We start from the raw sequence: 23,984 nt of genomic DNA, 5'->3' as shown, positions 1-23,984 counted from the left end.
TCGCTCAAAGGCAGGGGCCTGAAGAGAAATAAAACGAAACACGCCGAAACGGCAGTGAAAGGACTTGTCGCGCCGCGGCAAGCACCATCAGGTCTCCTCTTCCACAACAGAAAGGCCTGAACATGAAAGCTCTCTCCCTCACCCAAATCGTGACCGTCGGCTCCTTCGCTTTGCTCGCCGCCGCCGGCGCCAAGGCTGAAACCTACGAAGGCGTCCAGCCGCTCGCCTCGGCCAAGAGCCGCGCCGAAGTCAACGCCGAAGCCATGCGCACGGCTTCGGCACCCGACCAGAACGTGGTGCGCGGCTCGCGCGGCGCCGAGACCATGGCCACGTCGAGGGACCGCGCCGGCGTTGTCTTCGAAGCCATGCGCACCGCCGCCGCGCCCGACCAGAACGTGACCTCGGGCTCGCGCGTGAACAGCAAGGTCATCTCCACGCTGCAGAACCCGGTCGACGCCCGTGCCGCAGCCGCCGGCAACAGCAACAAGCTTTAAGACCCCGCCCGCAGGGCATCCCCTGGGGCCCGCAAGGAACATCATGAAACACTGGATCAAACGCACTCTCTTCGGTTTTGCCGGCCTTGCAGTTGTGGCCGGCAGCATTGCCGGCTGCGGCGGCCATCGGCACGGCTGGGGCAGCGGCGACAGCACCGAGTTCCGCACCAAGATGGTCGAGCGTGTCGGCAGCAAGCTGGAACTCGACGCTACGCAAAAGCAGAAGCTCACCGTGCTGGCGGAGAAGCTGCAGGCGCAGCGCCAAGCCATGCGCGGGGCAGGCGGCGCGGGCGATCCGCGTTCGCAGTTCAAGGCGCTGTTTGCGGGCAACAAGCTCGACCAGGCCGGTGCCGCGCGGCTCGTCGACGAGAAGACCACGGCCGTGCGCAACGGCAGCCCGGAAATCATTGCCGCCGCCGCTGATTTCTTCGACAGCCTGAACGCCGCGCAGCAGCAGAAGGTGCGCGACTTCATGGATCGCGGCGGCCGCCGCTGGGGCCATCGTGGCTGAACTCGATTCATCCCCGGGCTTCGCGCACTTCGTGTCGCCTCGCCAGCCCCTTTCCAGGGGCGGCCTCTGTGGACCGGCGAAGCCGGTTCCACGGTGTCTCGCGAACAAGCGGTCTCGGGCGGTGTGCGCACCCTGCTGCGGCTCGAAGGCGCGGTCGTGCTGGCCGCGGCGGTGGCGGCCTATGCGCAGTTCGGCGTGGGCTGGGGCATGTTCGCACTGTTGCTGCTCGCGCCCGACCTCGCGGTGCTCGGCTACCTTGCGGGCCCGCGCGTGGGCGCGGCGCTCTACAACGCGGCCCATTCGTACGCCGGCGCGGTGGCATTGCTGGTGCTCGGCGTGCTGGCCGCAATGCCCTGGGCCGTGGCCGGCGGCCTGATCTGGTGCACGCACATCGGCCTGGACCGGGCGCTCGGCTACGGGCTCAAGTACGGCTCCGACTTTGGCGCCACGCACCTGGGCCGCATCGGGCGGGCCGACCCGTGGTGAGGCACGCACGATGGCGCGCACCACCGTTGGCAATGAAAACAGAAACGACGACAGCGGCGGTGCGATGCCCGCCGGCCTGATCGTCAGCCAATTGTTCGCCAGGAGGCACAATCCCGCCATGCCGCGCATCCTGCTGATCGACGACGACGAACACCTCGCCGCGCCGCTGACCACCTACTTCGCACGCTTCGGCTGCACGCTCGAAAGTGCCGCCCGGCCGAGCGAAGGCTTGGCCATGCTGCGAGCCGGCCACTACGACGCGGCGATCCTCGATGTGATGCTCCCCGAGATGGACGGCTTTGCACTGTGCCGCGAGATCCGCAAGGAAAACGACATTCCCATCGTGATGCTCACCGCGCGCGGCGAGGTGATGGACCGGGTGGTCGGCCTGGAGCTCGGCGCCGACGACTACGTGCCCAAGCCCTTCGAGCCGCGCGAACTGGTGGCGCGCGTGCAGACCATCCTGCGGCGCCAGCGCAGCACGACGCCTGCTGCGCCTAACGGCAACGGCACGCAGCACCGCGTGTTCGACGGCCTGTCGATCGACCTCGACCGGCGCCAGGTGCTGCGCCATGGCGAGCGCGTCGAGCTGACCGGCACCGAATTCGAACTGCTCGCGCTGCTCGCGGCCGAGCCCGGCAAGGTGTTCAGCCGCGACGACATCCTGAACCGGCTTCGCGGCCACGAAGCCGAGCTGTACACGCGCGCGGTCGACATCGTGGTGAGCCGCCTGCGCAAGAAGCTCGAGCCGCTGGACTGCATCAAGACGCTTCGCAACGCCGGCTATGCGCTAGCCGTGGCGCGCAGCGAGCCCGCATGAGGGCTCGCAAGGGAGGCTTGCGCAACGCCTGGCGCGAAATGACTTGCCGCCGCGCCGAGCTGCGCAGGCAATGGCACGAGCAGTGGCACGAGAAGGTGCAGGGCAAGCGCCGCTGGCGCCGCTCGCTGCGCATCCGTCTCGTGATGATGTTCGTGCTGCTGGCGCTGGTCATGGCCGTGGTGTTCATGGGGGGCATGAAGAGATCCTTCTCCACCGGATGGGCCGAGGCCGCCAAGCCGATGCTGGTGGACTATGCCGACCGGCTCGTCGCCGAGATCGGCACGCCGCCCGACATTGCGCGCGCGGAGGCGCTGGTGGCCCGGCTGCCCATCACCATCCGCATCGTGGGGCCCACGGTCAACTGGGACTCCAACCCCGGCGGCAGCAACGGCCGCGGCGGCTGGATGCATGACCGCGACGAGGAGCCGTGGAACGACAAGTGGTTCATCCGTCCCACGGCCGACGGCCACCGCGTGATCTTCGGCTGGGCGCCCAAGCTCTGGAAGCTCGCGCCGCGTGCCGTGGCCTGGGCCACGCTCGGCGCGCTGCTGCTGCTTGTGGTGTTGGGCTATGCCTATGTGAGCCGCCTGCTGCGGCCGCTGATCGATATCCGCGAGGGCGCGCAGCGCTTTGGCCGCGGCGAGTTCACGCAGCCCATTCCCGTGCGCCGGAACGACGACCTTGGCGACCTTGCGGAGCGCATCAACACCATGGCCGACGACATCCAGGCCATGCTCGACGCCAAGCGCGGCCTGTTGCTCGCGCTCAGCCATGAACTGCGATCGCCGCTCACGCGCGCCCGGCTCAATGCCGAGCTGCTGCCGGCCACGCCCGAAGGAGCGGCCGAGCGCGAGGCGCTTCTTCGCGACCTGAACGAGATGCGCGACCTGATCAGCGACCTGCTCGAAAGCGAGCGCCTCGCAAGTCCGCATGTGGCGCTGCAGCGCGAGCCGGTCGACCTGGCCGTGCTGGTGCGCGAAATCGTGGCCGAAATGGCCGGCGCGCAGAACGTGCATCTCGACCTGGCGGAAGGCCTGCCGCCGCATGGCATCGACCGCATGCGCATACGCCTGCTGGTGCGCAACCTGCTGGACAACGCCTTGCGCTACAGCTCCGGTGCGCCGCGGCCGCCGTGCGTGTCGCTGCGGGCCGTGGTGGACGGCAAGGTGCAGGGTGTTGAGCTCGAGGTGCGGGACTACGGCCCCGGCGTCGACGAAGCGCAGGTCGAGCGGCTCACCGAGCCCTTCTACCGCACCGACGGCGCGCGGGCGCGGGCCACCGGCGGCGTGGGGCTGGGCATGTACCTGTGCCGGCTGATTGCCGAGGCGCATGGCGGCACATTGACCGTGCGCAACGCGCATCCGGGTCTGCAGATCGTCGTCCGGCTCTAGTTCGCCAACGGCACTTCTGGTGTCGCCTGCGCTACCAAGTGGCGCGAAGTGCGGAGCTACGATGCGCCTCCGTGCCAGCGCCCCCGTCAATCCAGGAGACACCATGAGCAGCCCACTTACCAACCATCAGGTTCGTCTTGCCAAGCGCCCCGAAGGCGCGGCCACGCGCGAGAACTGGAAGTTCACGACCGAACCCGTCGGTGAGCCGGCCGAAGGCGGCGTGCTGGTCAAGACGCTGTCGCTGTCCCTCGACCCGGCCATGCGCGGCTGGCTCAACGACGCCAAGAGCTACATCGCACCCGTGGCCATCGACGAAGTGATGCGCGCCGGGGGCGTCGGCCGCGTGGTCGCCTCGAAGAACCCGCAATTCGCGGTGGGCGATGCGGTCTACGGCACGCTCGGCGTGCAGGAATACATCCTGATTCCGCAGGACCAGATCAAGCGCAACGGCCTTGTGAAGATCGACCTGAATGTCGGCACCATCACCCAATGGCTCAACGTGCTCGGCATGCCGGGGATGACCGGCTACTTCGGCCTGATGGACGTGGGCCAGCCCAAGCCGGGCGAAACCGTGGTGGTCTCCGGCGCGGCCGGCGCCGTGGGGCAGACGGTGGGCCAGTTGGCCAAGATCAAGGGTTGCCGCGTGGTCGGCATTGCCGGCGGTGCCGCCAAGTGCGACTGGGTGGTGAAAGAGCTGGGCTTCGACGCCTGCATCGACTACAAGGCCGGCGCGGGTGCGGTGCGCGAAGGCCTCAAGACGCATTGCCCGAAGGGCGTCGACATCTATTTCGACAACGTGGGCGGAGAAATCCTCGACGCGGTGCTGGCGCGGCTCGCGCGCAAGGCCCGCGTGATCATCTGCGGCGCCATCAGCCAGTACAACAATGCCAACAGCATGCCGGGCGCCGGCCCCAGGAACTACCTGAGCCTGCTGGTGAACCGCGCGCGCATGGAAGGCATTGTGGTGTTCGACTATGCCGACCGGTTCCACATTGCCGTGGCGGAACTCGCCGGCTACCTGAAGGACGGCCGCATGAAGAGCAAGGAAGACATCGTGAAGGGGCTCGACACCTTCCCCGAGTCGCTCAACAAGCTGTTTGCCGGGGAGAACTTCGGCAAGCTGGTGCTGCAGGTGGCGGAAGACTGAGCAGGACTCAGGGCTCGCTGGGCCGCATCGGAATGTCGCCCATCGCCTCGTCTTCGCGCAGGCCCCGGGCGGCCTTCAGTGTTTCGATCGACAGGCCATCGCCGTGCCCGGCAAAGCCCTTGGCAATGCCTTCGAGCACCGTCGAGAGACCGGTCTCGCCGTCTGCGCGGGCGTCCATGCTGATGTTGAGCACCCGGGCCGCCATCTGCCGGTAGGTGATGGCGCCCGCGCCTTGGAGCGCGGCCACCAGGTCGAGGTACAGCGCCAGGTTCAGGTCGAACACCAGCTTGGGGGTGATCTCGAAATTTTCGTTGTTGTTCTTGTTGTCCATGGGTGGGCTCCTTTTTTCCGGAGCTTCCACTCTAGCCATAAAAACGGCGCCAATCCGTCGGACGCGGACGTATTCACGCGCGCGTGTGCCCATCACCGCGGCCGAGATGATCAGCGCCGCGGCCAGCGCGATGCTCCAGGTGAGCGGGCGTCCCGTCACCGCCAGCAGCAGCGCGGTGGAGCCCAGCGGCGTGATGTAGCTCAGGATGCCGATCTGCCGCGCATCCCCGCGCTTGAGCGCCATGTCCCAGACGAAGAAGGCCGCACCGAGCGGGCCCAGGCCGCACAGCGCGACCAGCAGCCAGTCCTTGGCGGAGAGCACGATCGAGGCTTCGAGCAGCGCATGGCAAGCCAGCGACAGCACGCCCGAGACCAGGCCGAACAGGCCGATGGCCGAGGTGGGGAAGGCCGCCACGCGCTTGGTCCACAGCGAATAGCTGGCCCAGATGAAAGCCGAGCCCAGCGCCGGCGGAAAGCCCCAGTACTGCCCCGCGGCGCCCGAGGTGGAAGCGGCGCCTTCGCGGGCGCCGAGAATCGCAATGGCGGCGCCCGCGAAGCCCAGCAAGGCGGCCACCACATGCAGCGGCCGCAGCGACATGCCTGGCAGCAGCACCGGCGCGAGCACCACCATGAAGAGCGGCCACAGGTAGTTCACCAGATTGGCTTCGACCGGCGGGGCATGCCGCAACGCGATGAACAGCAGGAAGTGAAAGCCGAACAGGCCATAGATGCCCAGCGCCAGCGTGCGCGGCGGCACGCGCCAGGCGTTGCGGTCGCGCAGCACCAGCGGCCAGCTCGGAATGCTGCCGATGATCAGAGCAAGGCCTGTGAGCAGGAAGGGCGGCAGGTGCGAAAGCGCCGTGCCCAGCGAAGCGAGCGTGGCCCATAGCGCGATGGCGATCAGGGCGAGGAGCGTGGGAGACATCGCTCCGAGCTTAAGCGGCCCGGTCGTCGCGCAGCGCCGGTGCATCGTCGCGCGGCGACGATCTTCGGTGCGGCTTAGAAGCTGCCAAGCCTGCGCAATGCCGCGGTGAGCGCGGAGGGCGAACGGTAGCCCGTGCGGCGCGCCGTTTCGGCCACGCCCACGCCGGCCAGCCGCAGCTCGCGCGCATGCGCGAGCCGCATCGCGCGCAGCCAGTGCATCGCGCTCATGCCTTGCTCGTCGCGGCAGCGCTGCGCGAACTGGCTCGGACTCAGGCACGCCACGCGTGCGAGATCGGCGACGCCCAGCGGCTCATGCCAGCGAGCACGGGCCCAGGCCGCGAGCGCGGTCCAGTCGATGGCGCGGCCGCGACCGTGGGCCGGCGCTGCCGCTCCCCAAGCTTCCAGCAGCAGCGCAGGGCCGTGCTGCAGGGCCAAGGCGGACGCGTACGGATGCTGCGCGCATTGCGCGAGGTACTTTGCCAAGGCATGCAGCCGCGACGCATCCACCGGTGGGCGCCCTGCGCAGCGCGCCCACTGTGGCTGGTGGGTATCGAGAATGAGGCACTGGCTGCCGCCGCGGGATTCAAAGTCGTGCCGGTCACCGGGCACCACCACGTGCGACTCGCCGGCGCCGACGCGGGCTCCGCGGCCTTCCACTTCGAGTTCGAGCACGCCCGCCAGGCCGATCAGCACCTGGAAATGGTCATGCGCGTGGCTGCCGCGCGAGTCTCCGTAGTCGCGCAGCGAAAGGCTGCCCGGTTCTGCGTGGGGGCGTACTGTTGGCGTTTGCATGGGCCGTCGAATTGTCTTCCGCACCGTGGCGGCTGTCACCCCAGCCGCAGCAGCAGCGCCGAAGCCGCGCACACCAGCAGGAACGGAATGCTGATGCGGTGAAACTCGCGCAGGCCGTGCGGCACACGGGCGAGCCGCAGCGCGATCAGGTTCGCCAGCGAACCCAGCACGCACCCGAAGCCGCCCACGCTCACCCCGGCGGCGAGTGCCGGCAGATCGCGCACATGGCCGTCGAGCAGGATGGCGGCCGGCACGTTGCTGATGAGCTGCGACGCGGCAATGGCGGCAAGGTAGGCGCGCCATCCTTCGGTAATCGGCCAATGATTCAGCAGGGCCACCACGGCGGGCAGCTCGGCCAGCTGGCGCAGGTCCACGAACATCAGCGCGATGATCGCAAGCAGCGCCCAGTCGATGCCGCGCAGCACGCGCGGATACGCGAGCAGGAACACGCCGAACACCATGCCCAGGCCCGCCAGCAGCCAGTGCCGGTCGAGCGCGACGACGAAGCCGACGAACAGCACGCCCGCCAATGCCAGCAGGCGCGGCTGCACCGGCGTGGCCTCGGCCTCGGGCTTGAGCGCTATGGGCGTGCGCGGCACCAGCAGCCACACGGCCACGAAGAGCCAGAACAGCATCACCGCCACCGTCGGCCCCATCATGGCCATGAAGGCGAAGAAGCTCTCGCCCGAACGGTGCCAGAGATAAAGGTTCTGCGGATTGCCGATGGGCGTGAGCGCCGAGCCCGCATTCACCGCCAGCGCCTCCAGCACCACGAGCCGCGCGAGCGGCAGGTGCGCCTGGTTGGCGAGCACCCGCGTGAGCGGCACCAGCAGGAACAGGCTCACGTCGTTGGTCACCAGCGCCGAGAGAAAGGCCGCGCTCGCGGTCAGCAGCAGCGCAAGGCTGCGCTGGTTGTGCGTGCGCGCGAGCAGGCGCTGCGCGGTGGCCTGCAGCATGCCGCTTTTTTCCACCCCCTGCGTAATGGCCAGCAGCCCCGCAAGCGCGCCCACGGTCTCCCAGTCGACCAGCCGCAGCCAGTCCATCGGCGCGCGCGGGCGCAGGAAGGCGAACGCCACCGCCACGGCGACCAGCACCCACAGCAGGCCGTTGCCGCCGCCCTGTTCGCCCGGCGGCGTTGCCTTGGCTTCAGCGGCCGACGAGGTCACGCAACTCGCGCTTGAGCACCTTGCCGATCGCGCTGCGCGGAAGCTCGTCGATGAAATGCAGGCGCGCCAGGCGCTGCGTCTTGCCGAGCTGGTCGTTGGTCCATTGCAGCAGCGCGGCCTCAGTGGTGTCGTTACCCTCGCGGCGCACCACGAAGGCCACCGGCGTCTCGCCCCACTGCTCGGAAGGCACGCCCACCACGGCCACGTCGGCCACCGCCGCATGGCCGCGCACCACGGTTTCGAGATCGCTCGGGTAGATGTTGAAACCGCCGCTGATGATCATGTCCTTCTTGCGATCGAACAGCGTCAGGAAGCCATCGGCATCGAAGCGGCCCACGTCGCCCGTGCGGATGAAGCGCTTGCCGGTGTCGTCGAACCATTCGGCTTCGCGTGTCTTGGCGGGCTGGCGGTGGTAGCCGGTCATCATGCCGGCCGAATGCCCCACCACCTCGCCGGCCAGCTCGGTGTTGCCGCGCGGGATTTCATGGCCGTCTTCGTCGATCAGCCGGACGTCGCTTCCCTCGGCCGGGCGGCCCACGGTGTGAAGCTTGTCGGGGTTGAGGTGCGCTTCCAGGATGCAGGTGCCGCCGCCCTCGGTCATGCCGTAGAACTCGATCAGCCCGCCCGGCCAGCGCTCGAGCACGTCGGCCTTGAGCGCGGCGTTGAAGGGCGCGCTGGTGCTGAACTTGAAGCGGAACGACGAGAGATCGTGCGCGTCGAAGCGCGGATGCGCCATCAGCCGCTGATATTGCACCGGCACCAGCATGGTGTGCGTCACGCGGCGCTGCTCGGCCAGCTGCAGATAGCCGAGCGCGTCGAACTTCGGCATCAGCACCACGCAGCCACCAAAGGCGATGGTGGGAAAGAACACCACCAGCGTGGTGTTCGAATACAGCGGAGTCGACAGCAGCGTGACCGTGTCGGCGCCGTACTCGTACTTGGCACCGCGCTGCACATGGGCCCAGCGCATGCCGTGGCCCTGCACGATGCCCTTGGGCTCGCCGGTGGTGCCCGAGGAATAGATGATGTTGAAGGGCCAGGAAGGCTGCGTCTCGACGCCGGTGGGCCGTGCGCCCATGGGTGCCAGCCAGCTCTCCAGGCTTTGGCCGGCGGCGGAGCCGTCGAGCGCCACGCGCGGAATGCCGCCATCCTTGGCCGGGCCGACAACCTCGGCCGCCGCGGCGTCGGTGAAAAGAATGCGCGCGTCCGCGTCTTCGATCATTCGGGCCAGGCTGGCCGGCGTGGAGCCGGGCGCGAGCGGCGCGACCGCCACACCCGCACGCAACGCCCCGAGAAAGACCGCCGCGTAGTTCACCGACGAAGCCGCGCAGACCGCGATGGCGTCGCCGGGCTTCAAGCCGCCCTGCTGCAGGCTGGCCGCGATGCGGTCCATCAGTGCATCGAGCGCGCCGTAGTTCAGTGTGCGATGGGCGTCCGCAAGGGCGGGGCGGTCGGGCGTGTGTTGCGCATGGAGGCGAACCAGGTCGGCAATGGCGCCGAAATCGCGTTCCATCGCGGCTTGGATGGCGGGGTGCGTTTGCAAAATCGATCCTTCGTCTTGGCCAGACGGCAGGATAGCGAAGAAGCGCCGGACCGGGTGAGCTGCACGCGACGGACTGCTTGCCGCCGCGGCCGCATCAATTGTTAAACCCCGGCGGCGTGGGCCTGCTGGTCCGCGTGGTAGCTGGAGCGCACCATCGCGCCAACCGCCGCATGGCTGAAGCCCATCTTGTAGGCCTCTTCCTCGAACATCTTGAAGGTGTCCGGGTGCACGTAGCGGCGCACCGGCAGGTGCGAGCCCGACGGCGACAGGTACTGGCCGATGGTCAGCATGTCGATGCCGTGGGCGCGCATGTCGCGCATCACCTGCAGGATCTCTTCGTCGGTTTCGCCCAGGCCCACCATGATGCCGCTCTTGGTCGGCACGTTAGGGTGCAGCGCCTTGAACTTCTTGAGAAGGTTCAGGCTGAACTGGTAGTCGCTGCCGGGGCGCGCTTCTTTATAAAGGCGCGGCGCGGTCTCGAGGTTGTGGTTCATCACGTCCGGCGGCGCGGCCTTCAGGATCTCGAGCGCGCGGTCGTCGCGGCCGCGGAAGTCGGGCACCAGGATCTCGATCTGCGTCATCGGCGAGAGCTCGCGGATGTTCTTGATGCAATCGACGAAATGCTGGCTGCCGCCGTCGCGCAGGTCGTCGCGGTCGACGCTGGTGATCACCACGTACTTCAGGCGCAGCTTGGCGATGGTCTTGGCAAGGTTGAGCGGCTCGTCCTTGTCGAGCGGATCTGGGCGGCCGTGGCCCACGTCGCAGAACGGGCAGCGGCGCGTGCACTTGTCGCCCATGATCATGAAGGTGGCCGTGCCGTTGCCGAAGCATTCGCCGATGTTCGGGCACGAGGCTTCTTCGCAGACCGTGTGCAGGTTGCTTTCGCGCAGGATCTGCTTGATTTCGTAGAACCGGGTGGTGGGGCTGCCGGCCTTCACGCGAATCCACTCGGGCTTCTTGAGCACTTCGCCCTGATGCACCACCTTGACGGGGATGCGCGAGAGCTTGGCCGCGGCCTTCTGCTTGGCCAGCGGGTTGTAGTTTTCGGCGCTTTGCGCGTCGCGGACGACTTCGGTGGTGCTCATTGGATTGCTAGGGCGCCAGATAGGTGGTGAGCTTCTGGCTCAGGACCCGGGCAGCGTCTTCCCATGTGGTTTGGACCCCGATTGTAGAAAGATCGACCGTTTGCAACCCTGCGTAGCCGCAAGGGTTGATTCGCGAGAAGGGTTCGAGGTCCATTTCAACGTTGAGCGCCACGCCGTGGTAGGTGGCGTGGCGGCTCACCTTGATGCCCAGCGCCGCGATCTTGCCCAGGCCCCGAAACGGGTCGGCCGCGGGCAGCGGGCCGGTCAGCGCGGCATGGGAGAACGGGTCGTCCAGCCGCACGTAGATGCCCGGCGCGCCCGCCACGCGGTGTCCGGTCACGCCGAAATGCGCCAGCGTGCGCAGCACCGATTCCTCGATGCGGTAGACGTATTCCTTCACGAAGTAGCCCGCGCGGCGCAGGTCGATGAGCGGGTAGCCCACCACCTGGCCCGGGCCGTGGAAGGTGACCTGCCCGCCCCTGTCGGTCTGCACCACCGGAATGTCGCCTGGGTTCAGGATGTGGTCCTGCTTGCCTGCGATGCCTTGCGTGAACACGGGCGCGTGCTCGCACATCCATAGCGCATCGGGCGTTTCAGCCTCGCGTTCGAGCGTGAACCGCTTCATTGCCTCGAAGGTCTCGGCATAGCCGACGCGACCCAGCCATTGCGCGGCAATGGCGGTGGCGGGTGCGTGTTCTGCGACCGTCATCAGCGCCTTGGTGTCAGAGGACGACCTTGACCGACGGATGCGTCGACAGCGCGCGATACAGGTCGTCGAGCTGCTCGCGGCTGGTGGCGGTCACGGTGATCGTCACGCCCAGGTAGTTGCCCGCCTTGCTGTCGCGCAGCTCGACCGTGGTGGCGTCGAAGGTCGGATCGAAGCGTTCGGCGATCTGCGTGATGGCATGCACGAAGCCGTCGGCCTTGACGCCCATGACCTTGATGGGGAACTGCGAGGGGTACTCGATCAGCGACTCCTTGCGCGGATCGGGAATCGGAGTGCTCGTGTCGGTGGTGCTGTCGGTCATGCGGGGGTCACTCCTTGTTTCTGTGGCTTCTCTGCGTTGCGCTGCTTGGCCTCTTGGTAAGCCGCGTACAAGGCTTGGTAGATGGGGCCGGGGCGGCCATTCCCAATGGCCTGGCCGTCGAGCGTCACCACCGGCAGCACTTCCTTGCTGGCCGACGAGAGCAGCAACTCATCGGCGCCGAACACTTCGTCGCGCGAAACGCGGCGCAGGGCAAATGGAATGCCGCGCTCGGCGCACAGGCGCTCCAGCAGGCCGTAGCGGATGCCGGTCAGCACCAGGTTGTCCTTGGGCGGACCGATGAGTTGGCCATCCTTGACGATCCACACGTTGCTGGAAGAGGCTTCGCTCAGCCATTCGCCCCTGAACATGACGGTTTCGGCCGCACCGGCTTCCACGCTGATCTGCCGCGCCAGCACCGCGCCCAGCAGGCTGGTGCTCTTGATGTGCGCCTTCTCCCAGCGAAAGTCGGCCGCGGTCACGCAGGCCACGCCCTTGGCGCGCACGGCGTCGGACACCGGCGGCAGCGGATTCACCATCACGAACACCGTCGGGCGCACGCCCTTGGTCATGGCATGATCGCGCGGCGCCACACCGCGGGTAATCTGAAAGTACACGGCCTGGGGCGCATCGCCGCCGGGTTCGGCCAGTCGCATCACGATGTCGCGCCATTGGGCGAGCGTGAGCGGATTGGCAATCTGAAGCTCGGCCAGCGACCGATCGAGCCGCGCCATGTGTTCTTCGAAGCAGAAAGGCTGGCCGCCGTAGACAGGGACGACTTCATAGATGCCGTCGCCGAAAATGAAGCCACGGTCGAGAACGCTGATCTTCGCATCCCGAAGGGCGGTGAACTCGCCGTCGAGGTAGCAGAGCGTGGTGGGGAGAGCGGCAGTAAGAGGGTGCATGCGGGAATTATGGTTGTGTGCGCCAGGTCGGGTTCCAGTCAGCCAACGAGGCCTCGTTTTGCAAACGTGACAGTTCAGGTGGCCGGGCAGGCTGGGTTTCTACTTATAATCAATGGCTTTGTTAAATTCACGGCTGACAACGCGAGCGGCATTCCAATGACAACCAGCGCTCCTGTCTCCGAGATCGATGCTGAAGTCTCCGACTTCAAGCCGCTGACCGCCGAAGAGGCCCAGCGGCTTCGCGAGAAAAATCCCGAAATGTCGCCCTGGTGGGTGATTGGGGCCCAGGTGGCCATGGGAATTCTTGTGGCCGGAGTGGCATGGATGTGGACTCAGCGGCCGGGTGCCGCGGTGTCGGCGTTTTACGGAGCCATGGCGGTAGCGATCCCGGCGGCGTTGTTCGTGCGGGGTGTGCGGCGGGCACGGGGTGCCGTGTCGCAATCTGCTGTCATGCTGCGGTTTTTTGTGTGGGAGTTGATCAAGATCGCGTTGACCGTTGCCTTGCTGGCGGCGGCACCGTGGCTGATCGAGGGCATCAGTTGGCTGGCCTTGTTGGCCGGCGTGGTGGTCGCCATGAAAATGTACTGGGTGGCCCTGCTGGTGCGGCCCGGATTGTTGAACCGGATTTGACTGTTTAAAAAGAGACGCTGAAAGATGGCCGCCGAAGGACACGCCCCGACCGCGAGTGAATACATCGTTCACCACCTCCAGCACTGGCAAGTTGACTGGAGCCTCAATCCCGTGGTCCAGAAGGCCATCGTCGACTTCAATGTCATCAACCTCGACTCGGTGCTCTATGCGCTGATCGTCGGTGCGCTGGGCTGCTTCGTGCTGTGGCTGGCTGCTCGCAAGGCCACGCCGGGCGTACCCGGCCGGTTCCAGGCTGCGGTCGAAATGCTCGTTGAAATGGTCGACAACCAGGCCAAGTCGAACATCCACAACGCAAAAAGCCGCAAGTTCATTGCGCCTCTGGCGCTCACCGTGTTCGTCTGGATCTTCCTCTTGAACGCCATGGACATGCTGCCGGTCGACCTGCTGCCCTCGCTGTGGGCCAAGGTCTTCGAGGCAGCCGGACACGATCCGCACCACGCCTACATGCGCGTCGTTCCCACGGCCGACCTGTCCACCACGCTGGGCCTGTCGACCTCGGTGCTGCTGCTGTGCCTGTTCTACAGCATCAAGATCAAGGGCCTGGGCGGCTGGGGTCACGAGCTCATCACTGCGCCTTTCGGTGCGCACCCGGTGCTCTGGCCGATCAACCTGCTGATGCAAGTCATCGAATACCTGGCCAAGACCGTCTCGCACGGCATGCGGTTGTTCGGCAACATGTATGCGGGTGAGCTCGTTTTCATGCTGATCGCGCTCATGGGTGGTGCGATGGCGGCTTCGTTCTCGGGAGTGATGCTGCCCATCGGGCACGTCATTGCCGGTACCGTCTGGGCGATCTTCCACATCCTGGTGATCACGCTTCAGGCATTCATTTTCATGATGCTGACCCTGATCTATCTCGGCCAGGCTCATGAAGCGCATTGAGTTTGCTTTTTTCTTTTCGTTTGCTTTCAATCTGTATTAAGGAGTCATCATGGAAAACGTTCTCGGTCTCGTCGCTCTGGCTTGTGGTTTGATCGTCGGTCTCGGCGCGATCGGTGCTTCCATCGGTATTGCACTGATGGGCGGCAAGTTCCTCGAGTCGTCGGCTCGTCAACCTGAACTCATGAACGAACTGCAAACCAAGATGTTCATCTTGGCCGGTCTGATCGACGCTGCGTTCCTGATCGGCGTGGCAATTGCCCTGCTGTTCGCTTTCGCCAACCCGTTCATCGCCGCTCTGCCGAAGTAATTTCCGTTCAACGCCACTCCAGAAAGGTGTTGCCGTGAGTATCAACGCGACCCTGTTCGTTCAGGCCATCGTCTTCCTGCTGCTTGTGCTGTTCACGATGAAATTCGTGTGGCCGCCGATCGCGAAGGCCTTGGACGAACGAGCACAAAAGATCGCTGCGGGCCTGGCGGCCGCCGAGAAGGCCAAGGCCGAACTGGCCTCCGCCAACCAGCGTGTCGAGCAGGAACTGGTGGCGTCTCGTAACGAGACCACCAATCGCCTGGCCGATGCCGAGCGCCGTGCCCAGCAGATCATCGAAGAGGCCAAGAGCCGCGCAACCGAGGAGGCCAACAAGATCGTGGCCGCCGCGCGCGAAGAGGCCAACCAGCAGTCCGTGCGTGCGCGTGAGGCGCTGCGCGAGCAGGTGGCCGCACTGGCCGTCAAGGGTGCCGAGCAGATTCTCCGCAAGGAAGTCAACGCCGGCGTTCATGCCGACTTGCTCAGCCGCCTGAAGACCGAACTCTGAGGACGACATGGCCGAACTCGCGACCATTGCCCGTCCCTACGCCGAGGCGCTGTTCAAGGCGTGCTCCGGCGACCTCGAAGGCACGGCAGGCTGGCTCGACCAGCTGGCGTCCGTCGCCGGCAACCCGCAGCTCCTGGAGTTCGCGGCCAACCCGAAGGTGCCGCCCGAGCAGGTGTTCGAGCTGATCGCCGGGCTTTCGAAGCAGCCCTTGCCCGATGCGGGCAAGAACTTTCTGCGCGCCGTCATCGACAACGGCCGGTTGGCTGCATTGCCCGAAGTGGCAATCCAGTTCCGTGCCTTGTGCAATGCGCGCAGCGGGGCTGCCGATGCCGTGATCTACAGCGCTTTTCCGATCGACGACGCGGCGCTGCAAGAGGTTGGCGCGGCGCTGGAGCGGCGCTTTGCGCGCAAGCTCACGACGCGGGTCGAACTCGACCCCTCGCTCATCGGCGGCATCCGTGCCGTGGTTGGCGACGAAGTGCTCGACACCTCGGTCAGGGCGCGCCTCGAACAAATGAAAGCGGCGCTGACCGCCTGACGGCGGCCGGCAGCCAGTTGGCCCCATTTACAGAAAGAAGGAAAGAGTCATGCAACTCAATCCCGCAGAAATTTCCGAACTGATCAAGAGCCGCATCGAGGGTCTCGGCGTCAGTGCCAACATCCGCAATGAAGGCACCGTGGTGTCGGTGACCGACGGCATCGTGCGCGTGCACGGCCTGTCCGACGCGATGCAAGGCGAAATGCTCGAATTCCCGCCGAGCGCTGACGGCACGCCGTCGTTCGGCCTGGCGCTGAACCTCGAGCGCGACTCGGTCGGCGCCGTGATCTTGGGCGAATACGAACACATCTCCGAAGGCGACACGGTCAAGTGCACCGGCCGCATCCTGGAAGTGCCGGTCGGCCCCGAGCTCATCGGCCGCGTGGTGAACGCACTGGGCCAGCCGATCGACGGCAAGGGTCCGATCAACGCCAAGATGACCGACGTGATCGAAAAGGTCGCTCCGGGCGTGATCGCCCGCAAGTCGGTCGACCAGCCCCTGCAAACCGGCCTGAAGTCCATCGACTCGATGGTGCCGATCGGCCGCGGCCAGCGCGAGCTGATCATCGGCGACCGCCAGACCGGCAAGACGGCCGTGGCCATCGACGCCATCATTGCCCAGAAGGGCCAGGGCGTGACCTGCATCTACGTCGCGATCGGCCAGAAGGCTTCGTCGATCAAGAACGTGGTGCGCGCGCTCGAGCAAGTCGGCGCCATGGACTACACGATCGTGGTGGCCGCATCGGCCTCCGAATCGGCAGCCATGCAATACGTGTCGGCCTACTCGGGCTGCACCATGGGCGAGTACTTCCGCGATCGCGGTCAGGACGCGCTGATCGTCTATGACGACCTCTCCAAGCAAGCCGTTGCATACCGCCAGGTGTCGCTGCTGCTGCGCCGCCCGCCAGGCCGCGAAGCCTACCCCGGCGACGTGTTCTATCTCCACAGCCGTCTGCTCGAGCGCGCCGCGCGCGTCAACGCCGACTACGTGGAAGCCTTCACCAAGGGTGAAGTCAAGGGCAAGACCGGCTCGCTCACCGCGCTGCCGATCATCGAAACGCAAGCCGGCGACGTGTCCGCTTTCGTGCCGACCAACGTGATCTCGATCACCGACGGCCAGATCTTCCTGGAAACCAACCTGTTCAACGCAGGTATCCGCCCCGCCATCAACGCCGGTATCTCGGTGTCGCGCGTGGGTTCGGCGGCCCAGACCAAGATCATCAAGGGCCTGTCGGGCGGTATCCGTACCGACCTCGCGCAGTACCGCGAGCTGGCCGCGTTCGCGCAGTTCGCCTCCGACCTGGACGAAGCCACCCGCAAGCAGCTCGACCGCGGTGCCCGCGTGACCGAACTGCTGAAGCAGGCCCAGTACAGCCCGCTGCCGATCTCGCTGATGGGTGCCACGCTGTTTGCCGTGAACAAGGGTTTCATGGACGACCTGGACATCAAGAAGGTTCTGTCCTTCGAGCACGGCCTGCACCAGTTCCTGAAGACCAGCCACGGCCCCCTGCTCGACAAGATCGAGCAAGCCAAGGCGCTCGACAAGGACGCCGAGGCCGAGCTGACGAGCGCGATCACCGCGTTCAAGAAGTCGTTCGCCTGATCGACCTGACAAGGAGCCCCCATGGCAGCTGGTAAGGAAATCCGCGGCAAGATCAAATCGGTGGAAAACACCAAGAAGATCACCAAGGCCATGGAAATGGTCTCGGTCTCCAAGATGCGCAAGGCGCAGGAGCGCATGCGCGCCGCGCGCCCCTACAGCGAGAAGATTCGCAACATCGCGGCCAACCTGGGCCGTGCAAACCCCGAATACGTTCACGCGTTCATGAAGACGAACGAGGCCAAGGCCATCGGCTTCATCATCGTGACGAGCGACAAGGGTCTGTGCGGCGGCTTGAACACCAACCTGCTGCGCGCCGTGACCACCAAGCTGCGCGAAGCGCAGGCGGCCGGCACGGCCATCGAGTCGGTGGCCATCGGCAGCAAGGGCCTGGGCTTTCTGAACCGCATCGGCGCCCGCGTGGTCGCGCACGTCACCCATCTGGGCGACACGCCTCACCTGGACAAGCTCATCGGCCCGGTCAAGACGCTGCTCGACGCCTATGCCGAAGGCAAGCTGTCCGCGGTGTACCTGTGCTACACGAAGTTCATCAACACCATCAAGCAAGAGCCGATCGTCGAGCCCCTGCTTCCGCTCGCGGCCGAATCGCTGCAGGTCGGAGAGGGCCAGCACTCGTGGGACTACATCTACGAGCCCGATCCTGAAAGCGTGATCGATGAGCTGCTGGTGCGCTATGTGGAGTCGCTGGTCTACCAGGCCGTGGCCGAGAACATGGCGTCCGAGCACTCGGCCCGCATGGTTGCGATGAAGGCTGCAACCGACAACGCCGGCAATGTGATCAGCGAGCTCAAGCTGGTCTACAACAAGACCCGTCAGGCCGGCATCACCAAGGAACTCTCCGAGATCGTCTCGGGCGCGGCGGCAGCCGCGGGCGTGTAAGCCAGTTTCACGGTCGTCCCCTACAAACAATTTTTATCGGAGCACACATGGCTCAAGCAAACGCAGTGCAAGGCAAGATCGTTCAATGTATCGGCGCTGTGGTCGACGTGGAGTTCCCGCGCGACCAGATGCCGAAGGTCTATGACGCTTTGAAGTTCGAAGGCAGCGCGCTGACCCTCGAAGTCCAGCAGCAGCTCGGCGACGGCGTGGTGCGCACCATTGCGCTCGGCTCGTCCGACGGCCTGCGCCGCGGCCTGATCGTGACCAACACGGGCGCGCCCATCACCGTGCCGGTCGGCAAGGCCACGCTGGGCCGCATCATGGACGTGCTTGGCGCGCCCATCGACGAGCGCGGCCCGGTCGGCCAGGAGCTCACCGCTTCGATCCACCGCAAGGCACCCGCATACGACGAACTGTCGCCCTCGCAAGACCTGCTGGAAACCGGCATCAAGGTGATCGACCTTGTTTGCCCGTTCGCCAAGGGCGGCAAGGTGGGCCTGTTCGGCGGCGCCGGCGTGGGCAAGACCGTGAACATGATGGAACTCATCAACAACATCGCCAAGGCTCACTCGGGTCTGTCGGTGTTCGCCGGTGTGGGTGAACGTACCCGCGAAGGCAACGACTTCTATCACGAGATGGCCGACTCCGGCGTCGTGAACCTCGAGAAGCTCGAGGATTCGAAGGTGGCCATGGTCTACGGCCAGATGAACGAACCCCCGGGCAACCGCCTGCGCGTGGCGCTGACCGGCCTGACCATTGCCGAGTCGTTCCGCGACGAAGGCCGCGACGTGCTGTTCTTCGTGGACAACATCTACCGCTACACGCTGGCCGGTACCGAAGTGTCGGCTCTCTTGGGCCGTATGCCTTCCGCCGTGGGCTACCAGCCGACGCTGGCCGAAGAAATGGGCCGCCTGCAAGAGCGCATTACCTCGACCAAGGTTGGCTCGATCACCTCGATCCAGGCCGTGTACGTGCCGGCCGACGACTTGACCGACCCGTCGCCCGCCACCACCTTCGCCCACCTGGACTCCACCGTGGTGCTGTCGCGCGACATCGCTTCGCTCGGTATCTACCCCGCCGTGGACCCGCTGGACTCGACCTCGCGCCAGCTCGACCCGAACGTGGTCGGCGAAGAGCACTACAACGTGGCCCGCGCCGTTCAAGGCACGCTGCAGCGCTACAAGGAACTGCGCGACATCATCGCAATTCTGGGCATGGACGAACTCGCACCGGAAGACAAGCTTGCCGTGGCCCGCGCCCGCAAGATCCAGCGCTTCCTGTCGCAGCCGTTCCACGTGGCCGAAGTGTTCACCGGCTCGCCTGGCAAGTACGTGCCGCTGGCCGAAACCATCCGCGGCTTCAAGATGATCGTGAACGGCGAAGCCGACCACCTGCCGGAACAAGCGTTCTACATGGTCGGTACGATCGACGAGGCTTTCGAGAAGGCCAAGAAGGTCGCGTAAAGCGGCGCATTCGACCGTCTGGCTTCGTTGCCGTGCTCGCCGTACTTCTGTACGGCTGTGCGCGGCGCCTCACCAGCCGACCGACTGCTTGCTTTCCGAAGTTCTCCATAGAACGGCAAAGGAAAAAAGATGGCAAACACCATTCACGTCGACGTGGTCTCCGCAGAAGAGTCGATCTTCTCGGGCGAGGCCAAGTTCGTCGCGCTGCCCGGTGAAGCCGGCGAGCTCGGCATCTATCCGCGCCACACGCCGCTGATCACGCGCATCCGCCCGGGTGCAGTGCGCATCGAAACGGCCGACGGCGGCGAAGAGTTCGTCTTCGTGGCTGGCGGCATTCTCGAAGTGCAGCCCGACACCGTCACCGTGCTGTCCGACACCGCCATTCGCGGCAAGGACCTCGACGACGAAAAGGCCAACCAGGCCAAGGCCGCCGCCGAGGAAGCGCTCAAGAATGCCAAGAGCGACATCGACATTGCCATGGCGCAATCCGAACTCGCCGTCATGGCTGCCCAGATCGCGGCGCTTCGCAAGTACCGCCAGAAGAAGTAAATACCGCGGCAGCCCCCAGGGCCCGCCAGAAGAAGCCGCCTCCGGGCGGCTTTTTTCGTCCGCAAAGTTCGATCTCCCGATGTCTTCGATCTGAATTTGGTCGAAGTTCAGCCTTGTCCGGCTGAAGACCTGCCTCTAGTATTCGCGTTCACTCACCTGCGGCGAGCCTTGGGGCAGCAGGCAACAAAGACGGAGACAACAACGCGTGACACGCTGGAGCGGCATCACTGCGGACGAAATGCGGTTGCTGGAGACCACCTTCTGGTCGGCCGGCGGCTCGCGCCATGCCATGGCCGAACAGCTCGGCTTCTCCAAGAGCAAGGCGAATGCGCTGATTGCGGGCCTCGTCGAACAAGGCCTCCTGGCCGAAGCTGGTCTCCAGCGCTCATCCGGCGGGCGGCGTGCCGAAAACCTGCAGCTGCATGCCGGCCTGGGCGTGCTGGTCGGCATCGACATTGGCGCCACCAGCCTCGATGTTGCGGTGTTGCGCCCCGACCTCACCGTGCTTGCCCAGCATGACGAACCCGCCGACGTGCGCGAAGGCCCGGCTGTCGTGCTGGCGCGGGTGCGCGTGCTGATGCGCGAATTGCTCGCGCGTTGCAACAGCGGCGCAAAGGACGTGCTCGGTATCGGCATCGGCGTGCCCGGCCCCGTCAACTTCGAGATCGGCCAGCTCGTGAACCCGCCGCTGATGCCCGCGTGGGACAGCTTCTCGATCCGCGACTACCTGCGCGAAGATTACGCGGCGCCCGTCTTCGTCGACAACGACGTGAACCTGATGGCGCTCGGCGAGCTCTGGCGGCTGAAGCGCTCGCTCAACAATTTTCTCGTGATCAAGATCGGAACCGGCATCGGCTGCGGCATCGTCTGCCACGGCGAGGTCTATCGCGGCGCCGCCGGCTCGGCCGGCGACGTGGGGCACATCTGCGTCGACCAGGAAGGCCCGCGCTGCCACTGCGGCAACGTGGGCTGCGTGGAAGCCATGGCGGCGGGGCCGGCCATCACGCGCATGGCCGTGCAGGCGGCCGAAGCCGGCGAAAGCGCCATGCTCGCCGAATGCCTGCGGGTGCATGGGCGCATCGAAGCCGTCGACGTCGGCCAGGCGAGCCGCGCGGGCGACACGGCGGCCAACGGCATCATCCAGAACGCCGGCAACCTCATCGGCCAGATGCTGGCGTCGGTGGTGAATTTCTTCAATCCGTCGCACGTGTTCATCGGCGGCGGCATCACGCGCATCGGGCCGCTGTTTCTGGCGGCCGTGCGGCAGAGCGTCTACCAGCGCTCGCTCGCGCTCTCGACCCGGCACCTGGAGATCCAGTACACGCCGCTGGGCGTGCAGGGCGGGCTGATCGGCGCCGGCGTGCTCGCAATGCACGAAACACTGAAAGTCCGCGGAGTGGCGCCATGACCGCAGCAGAAACCAAGGGAAGCGTTGCAGTCGAGTTTGCCGATGTGGTGAAGGCCTTCGGCCCCGTGCAGGTGCTGCACGGCGTGAGCTTTGCGCTGGCGCCGGGTCGCGTCTACGGGCTGCTCGGCGAAAACGGCGCCGGCAAATCGACATTGATGAAGATTCTCTCGGGCTACGAACAGCCGACCGGCGGCACGCTGCGCATCAACGGCGAGCCCCGGCACTTTGCGAGCTCGCGCGATGCGGAGGCGCTGGGCATCGTGCTGATTCACCAGGAATTCAATCTCGCCGAAGACCTGAGCGTGGCGCAGAACATCTTTCTCGGCCACGAGAAGAAAAAAGGCTGGCTGCTCGACGATGCGTCAATGGAACGCGATGCCGCCGCCGCACTGGCCGCAGTCGGGCTGCAGGTCGATCCGCGCACCAAGGTGCGCCGCCTCATCGTCGCGGAAAAGCAGCTCGTCGAAATTGCCAAGGCCATTGCACGCCGCGCGCGCCTGCTCATCATGGACGAGCCCACCGCCACGCTCACGCCCGGCGAGACCGAGCGGCTCTTCAAGCTCATTGCGCAGCTGCGCGCCGACGGCGTGACCATCGTCTACATCTCGCACAAGCTCGACGAAGTGGAGCAGGTGACCGACGAGGTGATCGTGATGCGCGATGGCCGCTTTGTCGCGCGCGCACCCACGCCCGAGGTCTCGCGCCAGCAGATGGCCAACCTCATGGTGGGCCGCGAACTGGCCGACCTGTACCCGCCGCGCGACGTGGTGGTGGCCGCCGACGCGCCTGCCATGCGCGTGCGCAACTTCAGCGTGCCCGGCTGGGCGAACGATGTCGGCTTCGAAGTGCGTCCCGGAGAGATCCTCGGCTTTGCGGGCCTGGTCGGCGCGGGCCGCACCGAGCTGTTCGAAGGCCTGCTGGGCCTCCGGCCTGCGAGCGGCCAGGTCGAGATGCTCGGCAAGGCGGTGCCCGACCAGAAGGGCTGGCGCAATCCGCGCGACGCCGCAAAACACGGCCTCACCTACCTGAGCGAAGACCGCAAGGGCAAGGGCCTTCACGTGAACTTCGGACTGCGCCAGAACCTCACGCTGATGGCGCTCGAGCGCTACACCCGCCCATGGCTCCAGCCCGATGCCGAACGCGGCGCGCTGGCCGAGGCCGTGAAGGACTACGGCATTCGCACCGGCTCGCTCGACGTGCGCGCATCGTCGCTCTCGGGCGGCAACCAGCAGAAGCTCGCGCTCGCCAAGGTGCTGCAGCCCAAGCCCAAGGTGGTGGTGCTCGACGAGCCCACGCGCGGCGTGGACATCGGCGCCAAGCGCGACATCTATTTCCTGATCCAGCGACTCGCCCGTGAAGGGCTCGCGGTGATCGTCGTTTCGTCGGAACTGATGGAACTCATCGGCCTGTGCCACCGCGTGGCGGTGATGCGCGCGGGGCGCCTCGTCGCCACGCTCAATGCCGACAACCTGACTGAAGAGGAGCTCATCGCTCATGCCACCGGAACAGCAGACACCCATGCCGCAGCCTGAAGCCGCGCAGCACCGCAGCGAAAGCAAGCCGCGCTGGACCGAGCGCCTGCACGGCCTCGGCCCCGTCATCGGCCTTGTGCTGCTGTGCATCGGCGGCACGCTGCTCAACAGCGACTTCGCCACCGTCGACAACGCCATGAACGTGCTCACGCGCACGGCCTTCATAGGCATCATTGCGGTGGGCATGTGCTTCGTGATCATCTCGGGCGGCATCGACCTCTCGGTGGGCTCGATGGCGGCGCTCATCGCGGGCAGCGTGATCATGTTCATCAACTGGGCCGGGCCTGCGTCAGGCTCGCCGCTCATGGCGGTGGTGATGGGCGCGGTGCTCGCGGTGGTGCTGGGCGCGCTGTTCGGCCTGGCGCACGGCCTGCTCATCACCAAGGGGCGCATCGAGCCCTTCATCGTCACGCTGGGCACGCTCGGCATCTTTCGCGCCTACCTCACGTACTTTGCCGACGGCGGCGCGCTCACGCTCGACAACGACCTGTCGGACCTCTATGCGCCGGTGTACTACGCAAGCCTAGCGGGCATTCCGGTGCCGGTGTGGGTGTTCGTGATCGTCGCGATCATCGGCGGCGTCATATTGAACCGCACGGCCTATGGCCGCTATGTGCAAGCCATCGGCTCCAACGAACAGGTCGCGCGCTATGCGGCAGTGGACGTCGACCGCGTGAAGATCCTGACCTACGTGCTGCTGGGCGTGTGCGTGGGCATTGCCACGCTGCTGTATGTGCCGCGCCTGGGCTCGGCGTCGCCGACCACGGGCCTGTTGTGGGAGCTCGAGGCGATTGCCGCGGTCATCGTCGGCGGCACCGCGCTCAAGGGCGGTGCAGGCAGCATCACCGGCACCGTGGTGGGCGCGATCCTGCTCTCGGTCATCAGCAACATCCTCAATCTCACCAGCATCATCAGCGTGTACCTCAACGCCGCGGTGCAGGGCTTCGTGATCATCATCGTTGCGTTCCTCCAAAGAGGGCGCCGCTAGTTCGTTCCCGTTCCGCTTCACCATCAACCACAAGGAGACATC

The 23,984-nt window shown here is 66.0% G+C and carries 25 protein-coding genes and 1 pseudogene; 18 read left to right on the top strand and 8 right to left on the bottom strand.

The features are described from left to right. The first annotated feature begins 122 nt into the window (after nucleotides 1-122). From M0765_RS06590 to M0765_RS06565, 6 genes are all read left to right on the top strand, one after another. A complete protein-coding gene (locus M0765_RS06590; protein ID WP_258502683.1) occupies nucleotides 123-494 on the top strand; it encodes a DUF4148 domain-containing protein in 372 nt (123 codons plus the stop codon). 43 nt (nucleotides 495-537) lie between these two features. Next, entirely contained in the window at nucleotides 538-1,005 is a 468-nt protein-coding gene (locus tag M0765_RS06585) for a Spy/CpxP family protein refolding chaperone (protein ID WP_258502682.1), read from the top strand. 93 nt (nucleotides 1,006-1,098) lie between these two features. Then, nucleotides 1,099-1,491: a DUF4260 domain-containing protein gene (locus tag M0765_RS06580; protein ID WP_258502680.1), complete on the top strand. Its 393-nt coding sequence runs from the start codon at nucleotides 1,099-1,101 to the stop codon at nucleotides 1,489-1,491. A gap of 118 nt (nucleotides 1,492-1,609) precedes the next feature. Beyond that, the gene (locus M0765_RS06575; RefSeq protein WP_258508149.1) at nucleotides 1,610-2,311 is read left to right on the top strand and encodes a response regulator transcription factor; all 702 of its coding nucleotides are present in this window, start codon (nucleotides 1,610-1,612) and stop codon (nucleotides 2,309-2,311) included. Further along, entirely contained in the window at nucleotides 2,308-3,702 is a 1,395-nt protein-coding gene (locus M0765_RS06570) for a HAMP domain-containing sensor histidine kinase (protein ID WP_258502678.1), read from the top strand. The genes M0765_RS06575 and M0765_RS06570 overlap by 4 nt, the downstream gene beginning before the upstream one ends. 103 nt (nucleotides 3,703-3,805) lie before the next feature. Continuing rightward, entirely contained in the window at nucleotides 3,806-4,849 is a 1,044-nt protein-coding gene (locus M0765_RS06565) for an NADP-dependent oxidoreductase (RefSeq protein WP_258502676.1), read from the top strand. A gap of 406 nt (nucleotides 4,850-5,255) precedes the next feature. Here the strand turns inward: M0765_RS06565 and M0765_RS06560 are convergent. The 8 genes and pseudogenes from M0765_RS06560 to M0765_RS06525 all read right to left on the bottom strand — a co-directional run. Next, nucleotides 5,256-6,104, bottom strand: a pseudogene (locus tag M0765_RS06560) (DMT family transporter); the annotation flags it as partial. A gap of 74 nt (nucleotides 6,105-6,178) precedes the next feature. Then, nucleotides 6,179-6,895 (bottom strand): AraC family transcriptional regulator, encoded by a 717-nt coding sequence (locus M0765_RS06555; RefSeq protein ID WP_258502674.1) that lies wholly within the window; start codon nucleotides 6,893-6,895, stop codon nucleotides 6,179-6,181. 35 nt (nucleotides 6,896-6,930) lie between these two features. Further along, nucleotides 6,931-8,061, bottom strand: a complete 1,131-nt coding sequence (locus M0765_RS06550) for an SLC13 family permease (protein ID WP_258502672.1) — start codon at nucleotides 8,059-8,061, stop codon at nucleotides 6,931-6,933. Further along, the gene (locus M0765_RS06545) at nucleotides 8,042-9,574 is read right to left on the bottom strand and encodes a class I adenylate-forming enzyme family protein (protein ID WP_258502671.1); all 1,533 of its coding nucleotides are present in this window, start codon (nucleotides 9,572-9,574) and stop codon (nucleotides 8,042-8,044) included. Before M0765_RS06545 ends, M0765_RS06550 begins: the two co-directional genes overlap by 20 nt. A gap of 131 nt (nucleotides 9,575-9,705) precedes the next feature. Then, on the bottom strand, nucleotides 9,706-10,689 hold the full coding sequence (gene lipA, locus M0765_RS06540; RefSeq protein WP_258502670.1) for a lipoyl synthase: 984 nt from the start codon (nucleotides 10,687-10,689) through the stop codon (nucleotides 9,706-9,708). Between the two features lie 7 nt (nucleotides 10,690-10,696). Continuing rightward, complete coding sequence (gene lipB / locus M0765_RS06535) at nucleotides 10,697-11,398, bottom strand: lipoyl(octanoyl) transferase LipB (protein ID WP_258502668.1); 702 nt, start codon at nucleotides 11,396-11,398, stop codon at nucleotides 10,697-10,699. Nucleotides 11,399-11,411: 13 nt separating this feature from the next. Continuing rightward, the gene (locus M0765_RS06530) at nucleotides 11,412-11,717 is read right to left on the bottom strand and encodes a YbeD family protein (protein WP_258502666.1); all 306 of its coding nucleotides are present in this window, start codon (nucleotides 11,715-11,717) and stop codon (nucleotides 11,412-11,414) included. Continuing rightward, nucleotides 11,714-12,619, bottom strand: coding sequence for a D-amino acid aminotransferase (locus tag M0765_RS06525; RefSeq protein WP_258502665.1), 906 nt, complete (start codon nucleotides 12,617-12,619; stop codon nucleotides 11,714-11,716). The genes M0765_RS06530 and M0765_RS06525 overlap by 4 nt, the downstream gene beginning before the upstream one ends. A 156-nt stretch (nucleotides 12,620-12,775) precedes the next feature. On the opposite strand from M0765_RS06525, the gene M0765_RS06520 reads away from it, so the two are divergent. The 12 genes from M0765_RS06520 to M0765_RS06465 all read left to right on the top strand — a co-directional run bounded on the left by M0765_RS06520 (nucleotide 12,776) and on the right by M0765_RS06465 (nucleotide 23,942). Beyond that, a complete protein-coding gene (locus tag M0765_RS06520; RefSeq protein ID WP_258502660.1) occupies nucleotides 12,776-13,249 on the top strand; it encodes an ATP synthase subunit I in 474 nt (157 codons plus the stop codon). A 24-nt stretch (nucleotides 13,250-13,273) separates the two neighbouring features. Then, nucleotides 13,274-14,152 carry a F0F1 ATP synthase subunit A gene (atpB, locus tag M0765_RS06515; protein ID WP_126749120.1) on the top strand — a complete coding sequence of 293 codons (879 nt, stop codon included), beginning with the start codon at nucleotides 13,274-13,276 and terminating at the stop codon, nucleotides 14,150-14,152. A 49-nt stretch (nucleotides 14,153-14,201) separates the two neighbouring features. Beyond that, entirely contained in the window at nucleotides 14,202-14,459 is a 258-nt protein-coding gene (gene atpE, locus M0765_RS06510) for a F0F1 ATP synthase subunit C (protein WP_124958928.1), read from the top strand. A gap of 34 nt (nucleotides 14,460-14,493) precedes the next feature. Then, entirely contained in the window at nucleotides 14,494-14,964 is a 471-nt protein-coding gene (locus tag M0765_RS06505; protein WP_157616184.1) for a F0F1 ATP synthase subunit B, read from the top strand. A 7-nt stretch (nucleotides 14,965-14,971) separates the two neighbouring features. Beyond that, on the top strand, nucleotides 14,972-15,502 hold the full coding sequence (locus tag M0765_RS06500; RefSeq protein WP_126749118.1) for a F0F1 ATP synthase subunit delta: 531 nt from the start codon (nucleotides 14,972-14,974) through the stop codon (nucleotides 15,500-15,502). Nucleotides 15,503-15,551: 49 nt separating this feature from the next. After that, a complete protein-coding gene (gene atpA, locus M0765_RS06495; RefSeq protein WP_126749117.1) occupies nucleotides 15,552-17,105 on the top strand; it encodes a F0F1 ATP synthase subunit alpha in 1,554 nt (517 codons plus the stop codon). Nucleotides 17,106-17,126: 21 nt separating this feature from the next. Beyond that, the gene (gene atpG / locus M0765_RS06490; protein ID WP_258502655.1) at nucleotides 17,127-18,002 is read left to right on the top strand and encodes a F0F1 ATP synthase subunit gamma; all 876 of its coding nucleotides are present in this window, start codon (nucleotides 17,127-17,129) and stop codon (nucleotides 18,000-18,002) included. A gap of 47 nt (nucleotides 18,003-18,049) precedes the next feature. Beyond that, the gene (gene atpD / locus M0765_RS06485; RefSeq protein WP_126749115.1) at nucleotides 18,050-19,465 is read left to right on the top strand and encodes a F0F1 ATP synthase subunit beta; all 1,416 of its coding nucleotides are present in this window, start codon (nucleotides 18,050-18,052) and stop codon (nucleotides 19,463-19,465) included. 129 nt (nucleotides 19,466-19,594) lie between these two features. Next, complete coding sequence (locus tag M0765_RS06480) at nucleotides 19,595-20,014, top strand: F0F1 ATP synthase subunit epsilon (RefSeq protein WP_126749114.1); 420 nt, start codon at nucleotides 19,595-19,597, stop codon at nucleotides 20,012-20,014. A gap of 238 nt (nucleotides 20,015-20,252) precedes the next feature. Further along, the gene (locus tag M0765_RS06475) at nucleotides 20,253-21,422 is read left to right on the top strand and encodes an ROK family protein (RefSeq protein WP_258508148.1); all 1,170 of its coding nucleotides are present in this window, start codon (nucleotides 20,253-20,255) and stop codon (nucleotides 21,420-21,422) included. Next, on the top strand, nucleotides 21,419-22,954 hold the full coding sequence (locus M0765_RS06470) for a sugar ABC transporter ATP-binding protein (RefSeq protein ID WP_258502652.1): 1,536 nt from the start codon (nucleotides 21,419-21,421) through the stop codon (nucleotides 22,952-22,954). Before M0765_RS06475 ends, M0765_RS06470 begins: the two co-directional genes overlap by 4 nt. Next, nucleotides 22,941-23,942 carry an ABC transporter permease gene (locus M0765_RS06465; RefSeq protein ID WP_258502651.1) on the top strand — a complete coding sequence of 334 codons (1,002 nt, stop codon included), beginning with the start codon at nucleotides 22,941-22,943 and terminating at the stop codon, nucleotides 23,940-23,942. Before M0765_RS06470 ends, M0765_RS06465 begins: the two co-directional genes overlap by 14 nt. The last annotated feature ends 42 nt before the right edge of the window (nucleotides 23,943-23,984 follow it).

Source organism: Variovorax sp. S12S4 (assembly GCF_023195515.1).
Classification (GTDB): Bacteria; Pseudomonadota; Gammaproteobacteria; order Burkholderiales; family Burkholderiaceae_C; genus Variovorax.
The sequence above is the reverse complement of the archived record's forward strand: the minus strand, read 5'-3'. Positions and strand labels throughout refer to the sequence as shown.

Coding starts and splice junctions, on each gene's coding strand:
- lipB (WP_258502668.1), bottom strand. CDS start 11,398: ATGACGGTCGCAGAACACGCACCCGCCACCGCCATTGCCGCGCAATGG.
- M0765_RS06475 (WP_258508148.1), top strand. CDS start 20,253: ATGCGGTTGCTGGAGACCACCTTCTGGTCGGCCGGCGGCTCGCGCCAT.
- M0765_RS06570 (WP_258502678.1), top strand. CDS start 2,308: ATGAGGGCTCGCAAGGGAGGCTTGCGCAACGCCTGGCGCGAAATGACT.
- atpE (WP_124958928.1), top strand. CDS start 14,202: ATGGAAAACGTTCTCGGTCTCGTCGCTCTGGCTTGTGGTTTGATCGTC.
- atpB (WP_126749120.1), top strand. CDS start 13,274: ATGGCCGCCGAAGGACACGCCCCGACCGCGAGTGAATACATCGTTCAC.
- M0765_RS06590 (WP_258502683.1), top strand. CDS start 123: ATGAAAGCTCTCTCCCTCACCCAAATCGTGACCGTCGGCTCCTTCGCT.
- M0765_RS06500 (WP_126749118.1), top strand. CDS start 14,972: ATGGCCGAACTCGCGACCATTGCCCGTCCCTACGCCGAGGCGCTGTTC.
- M0765_RS06530 (WP_258502666.1), bottom strand. CDS start 11,717: ATGACCGACAGCACCACCGACACGAGCACTCCGATTCCCGATCCGCGC.
- M0765_RS06555 (WP_258502674.1), bottom strand. CDS start 6,895: ATGCAAACGCCAACAGTACGCCCCCACGCAGAACCGGGCAGCCTTTCG.
- atpD (WP_126749115.1), top strand. CDS start 18,050: ATGGCTCAAGCAAACGCAGTGCAAGGCAAGATCGTTCAATGTATCGGC.
- M0765_RS06545 (WP_258502671.1), bottom strand. CDS start 9,574: ATGGAACGCGATTTCGGCGCCATTGCCGACCTGGTTCGCCTCCATGCG.
- M0765_RS06525 (WP_258502665.1), bottom strand. CDS start 12,619: ATGCACCCTCTTACTGCCGCTCTCCCCACCACGCTCTGCTACCTCGAC.
- M0765_RS06480 (WP_126749114.1), top strand. CDS start 19,595: ATGGCAAACACCATTCACGTCGACGTGGTCTCCGCAGAAGAGTCGATC.
- lipA (WP_258502670.1), bottom strand. CDS start 10,689: ATGAGCACCACCGAAGTCGTCCGCGACGCGCAAAGCGCCGAAAACTAC.
- M0765_RS06465 (WP_258502651.1), top strand. CDS start 22,941: ATGCCGCAGCCTGAAGCCGCGCAGCACCGCAGCGAAAGCAAGCCGCGC.
- M0765_RS06575 (WP_258508149.1), top strand. CDS start 1,610: ATGCCGCGCATCCTGCTGATCGACGACGACGAACACCTCGCCGCGCCG.
- M0765_RS06470 (WP_258502652.1), top strand. CDS start 21,419: ATGACCGCAGCAGAAACCAAGGGAAGCGTTGCAGTCGAGTTTGCCGAT.
- M0765_RS06585 (WP_258502682.1), top strand. CDS start 538: ATGAAACACTGGATCAAACGCACTCTCTTCGGTTTTGCCGGCCTTGCA.
- atpA (WP_126749117.1), top strand. CDS start 15,552: ATGCAACTCAATCCCGCAGAAATTTCCGAACTGATCAAGAGCCGCATC.
- atpG (WP_258502655.1), top strand. CDS start 17,127: ATGGCAGCTGGTAAGGAAATCCGCGGCAAGATCAAATCGGTGGAAAAC.
- M0765_RS06565 (WP_258502676.1), top strand. CDS start 3,806: ATGAGCAGCCCACTTACCAACCATCAGGTTCGTCTTGCCAAGCGCCCC.
- M0765_RS06520 (WP_258502660.1), top strand. CDS start 12,776: ATGACAACCAGCGCTCCTGTCTCCGAGATCGATGCTGAAGTCTCCGAC.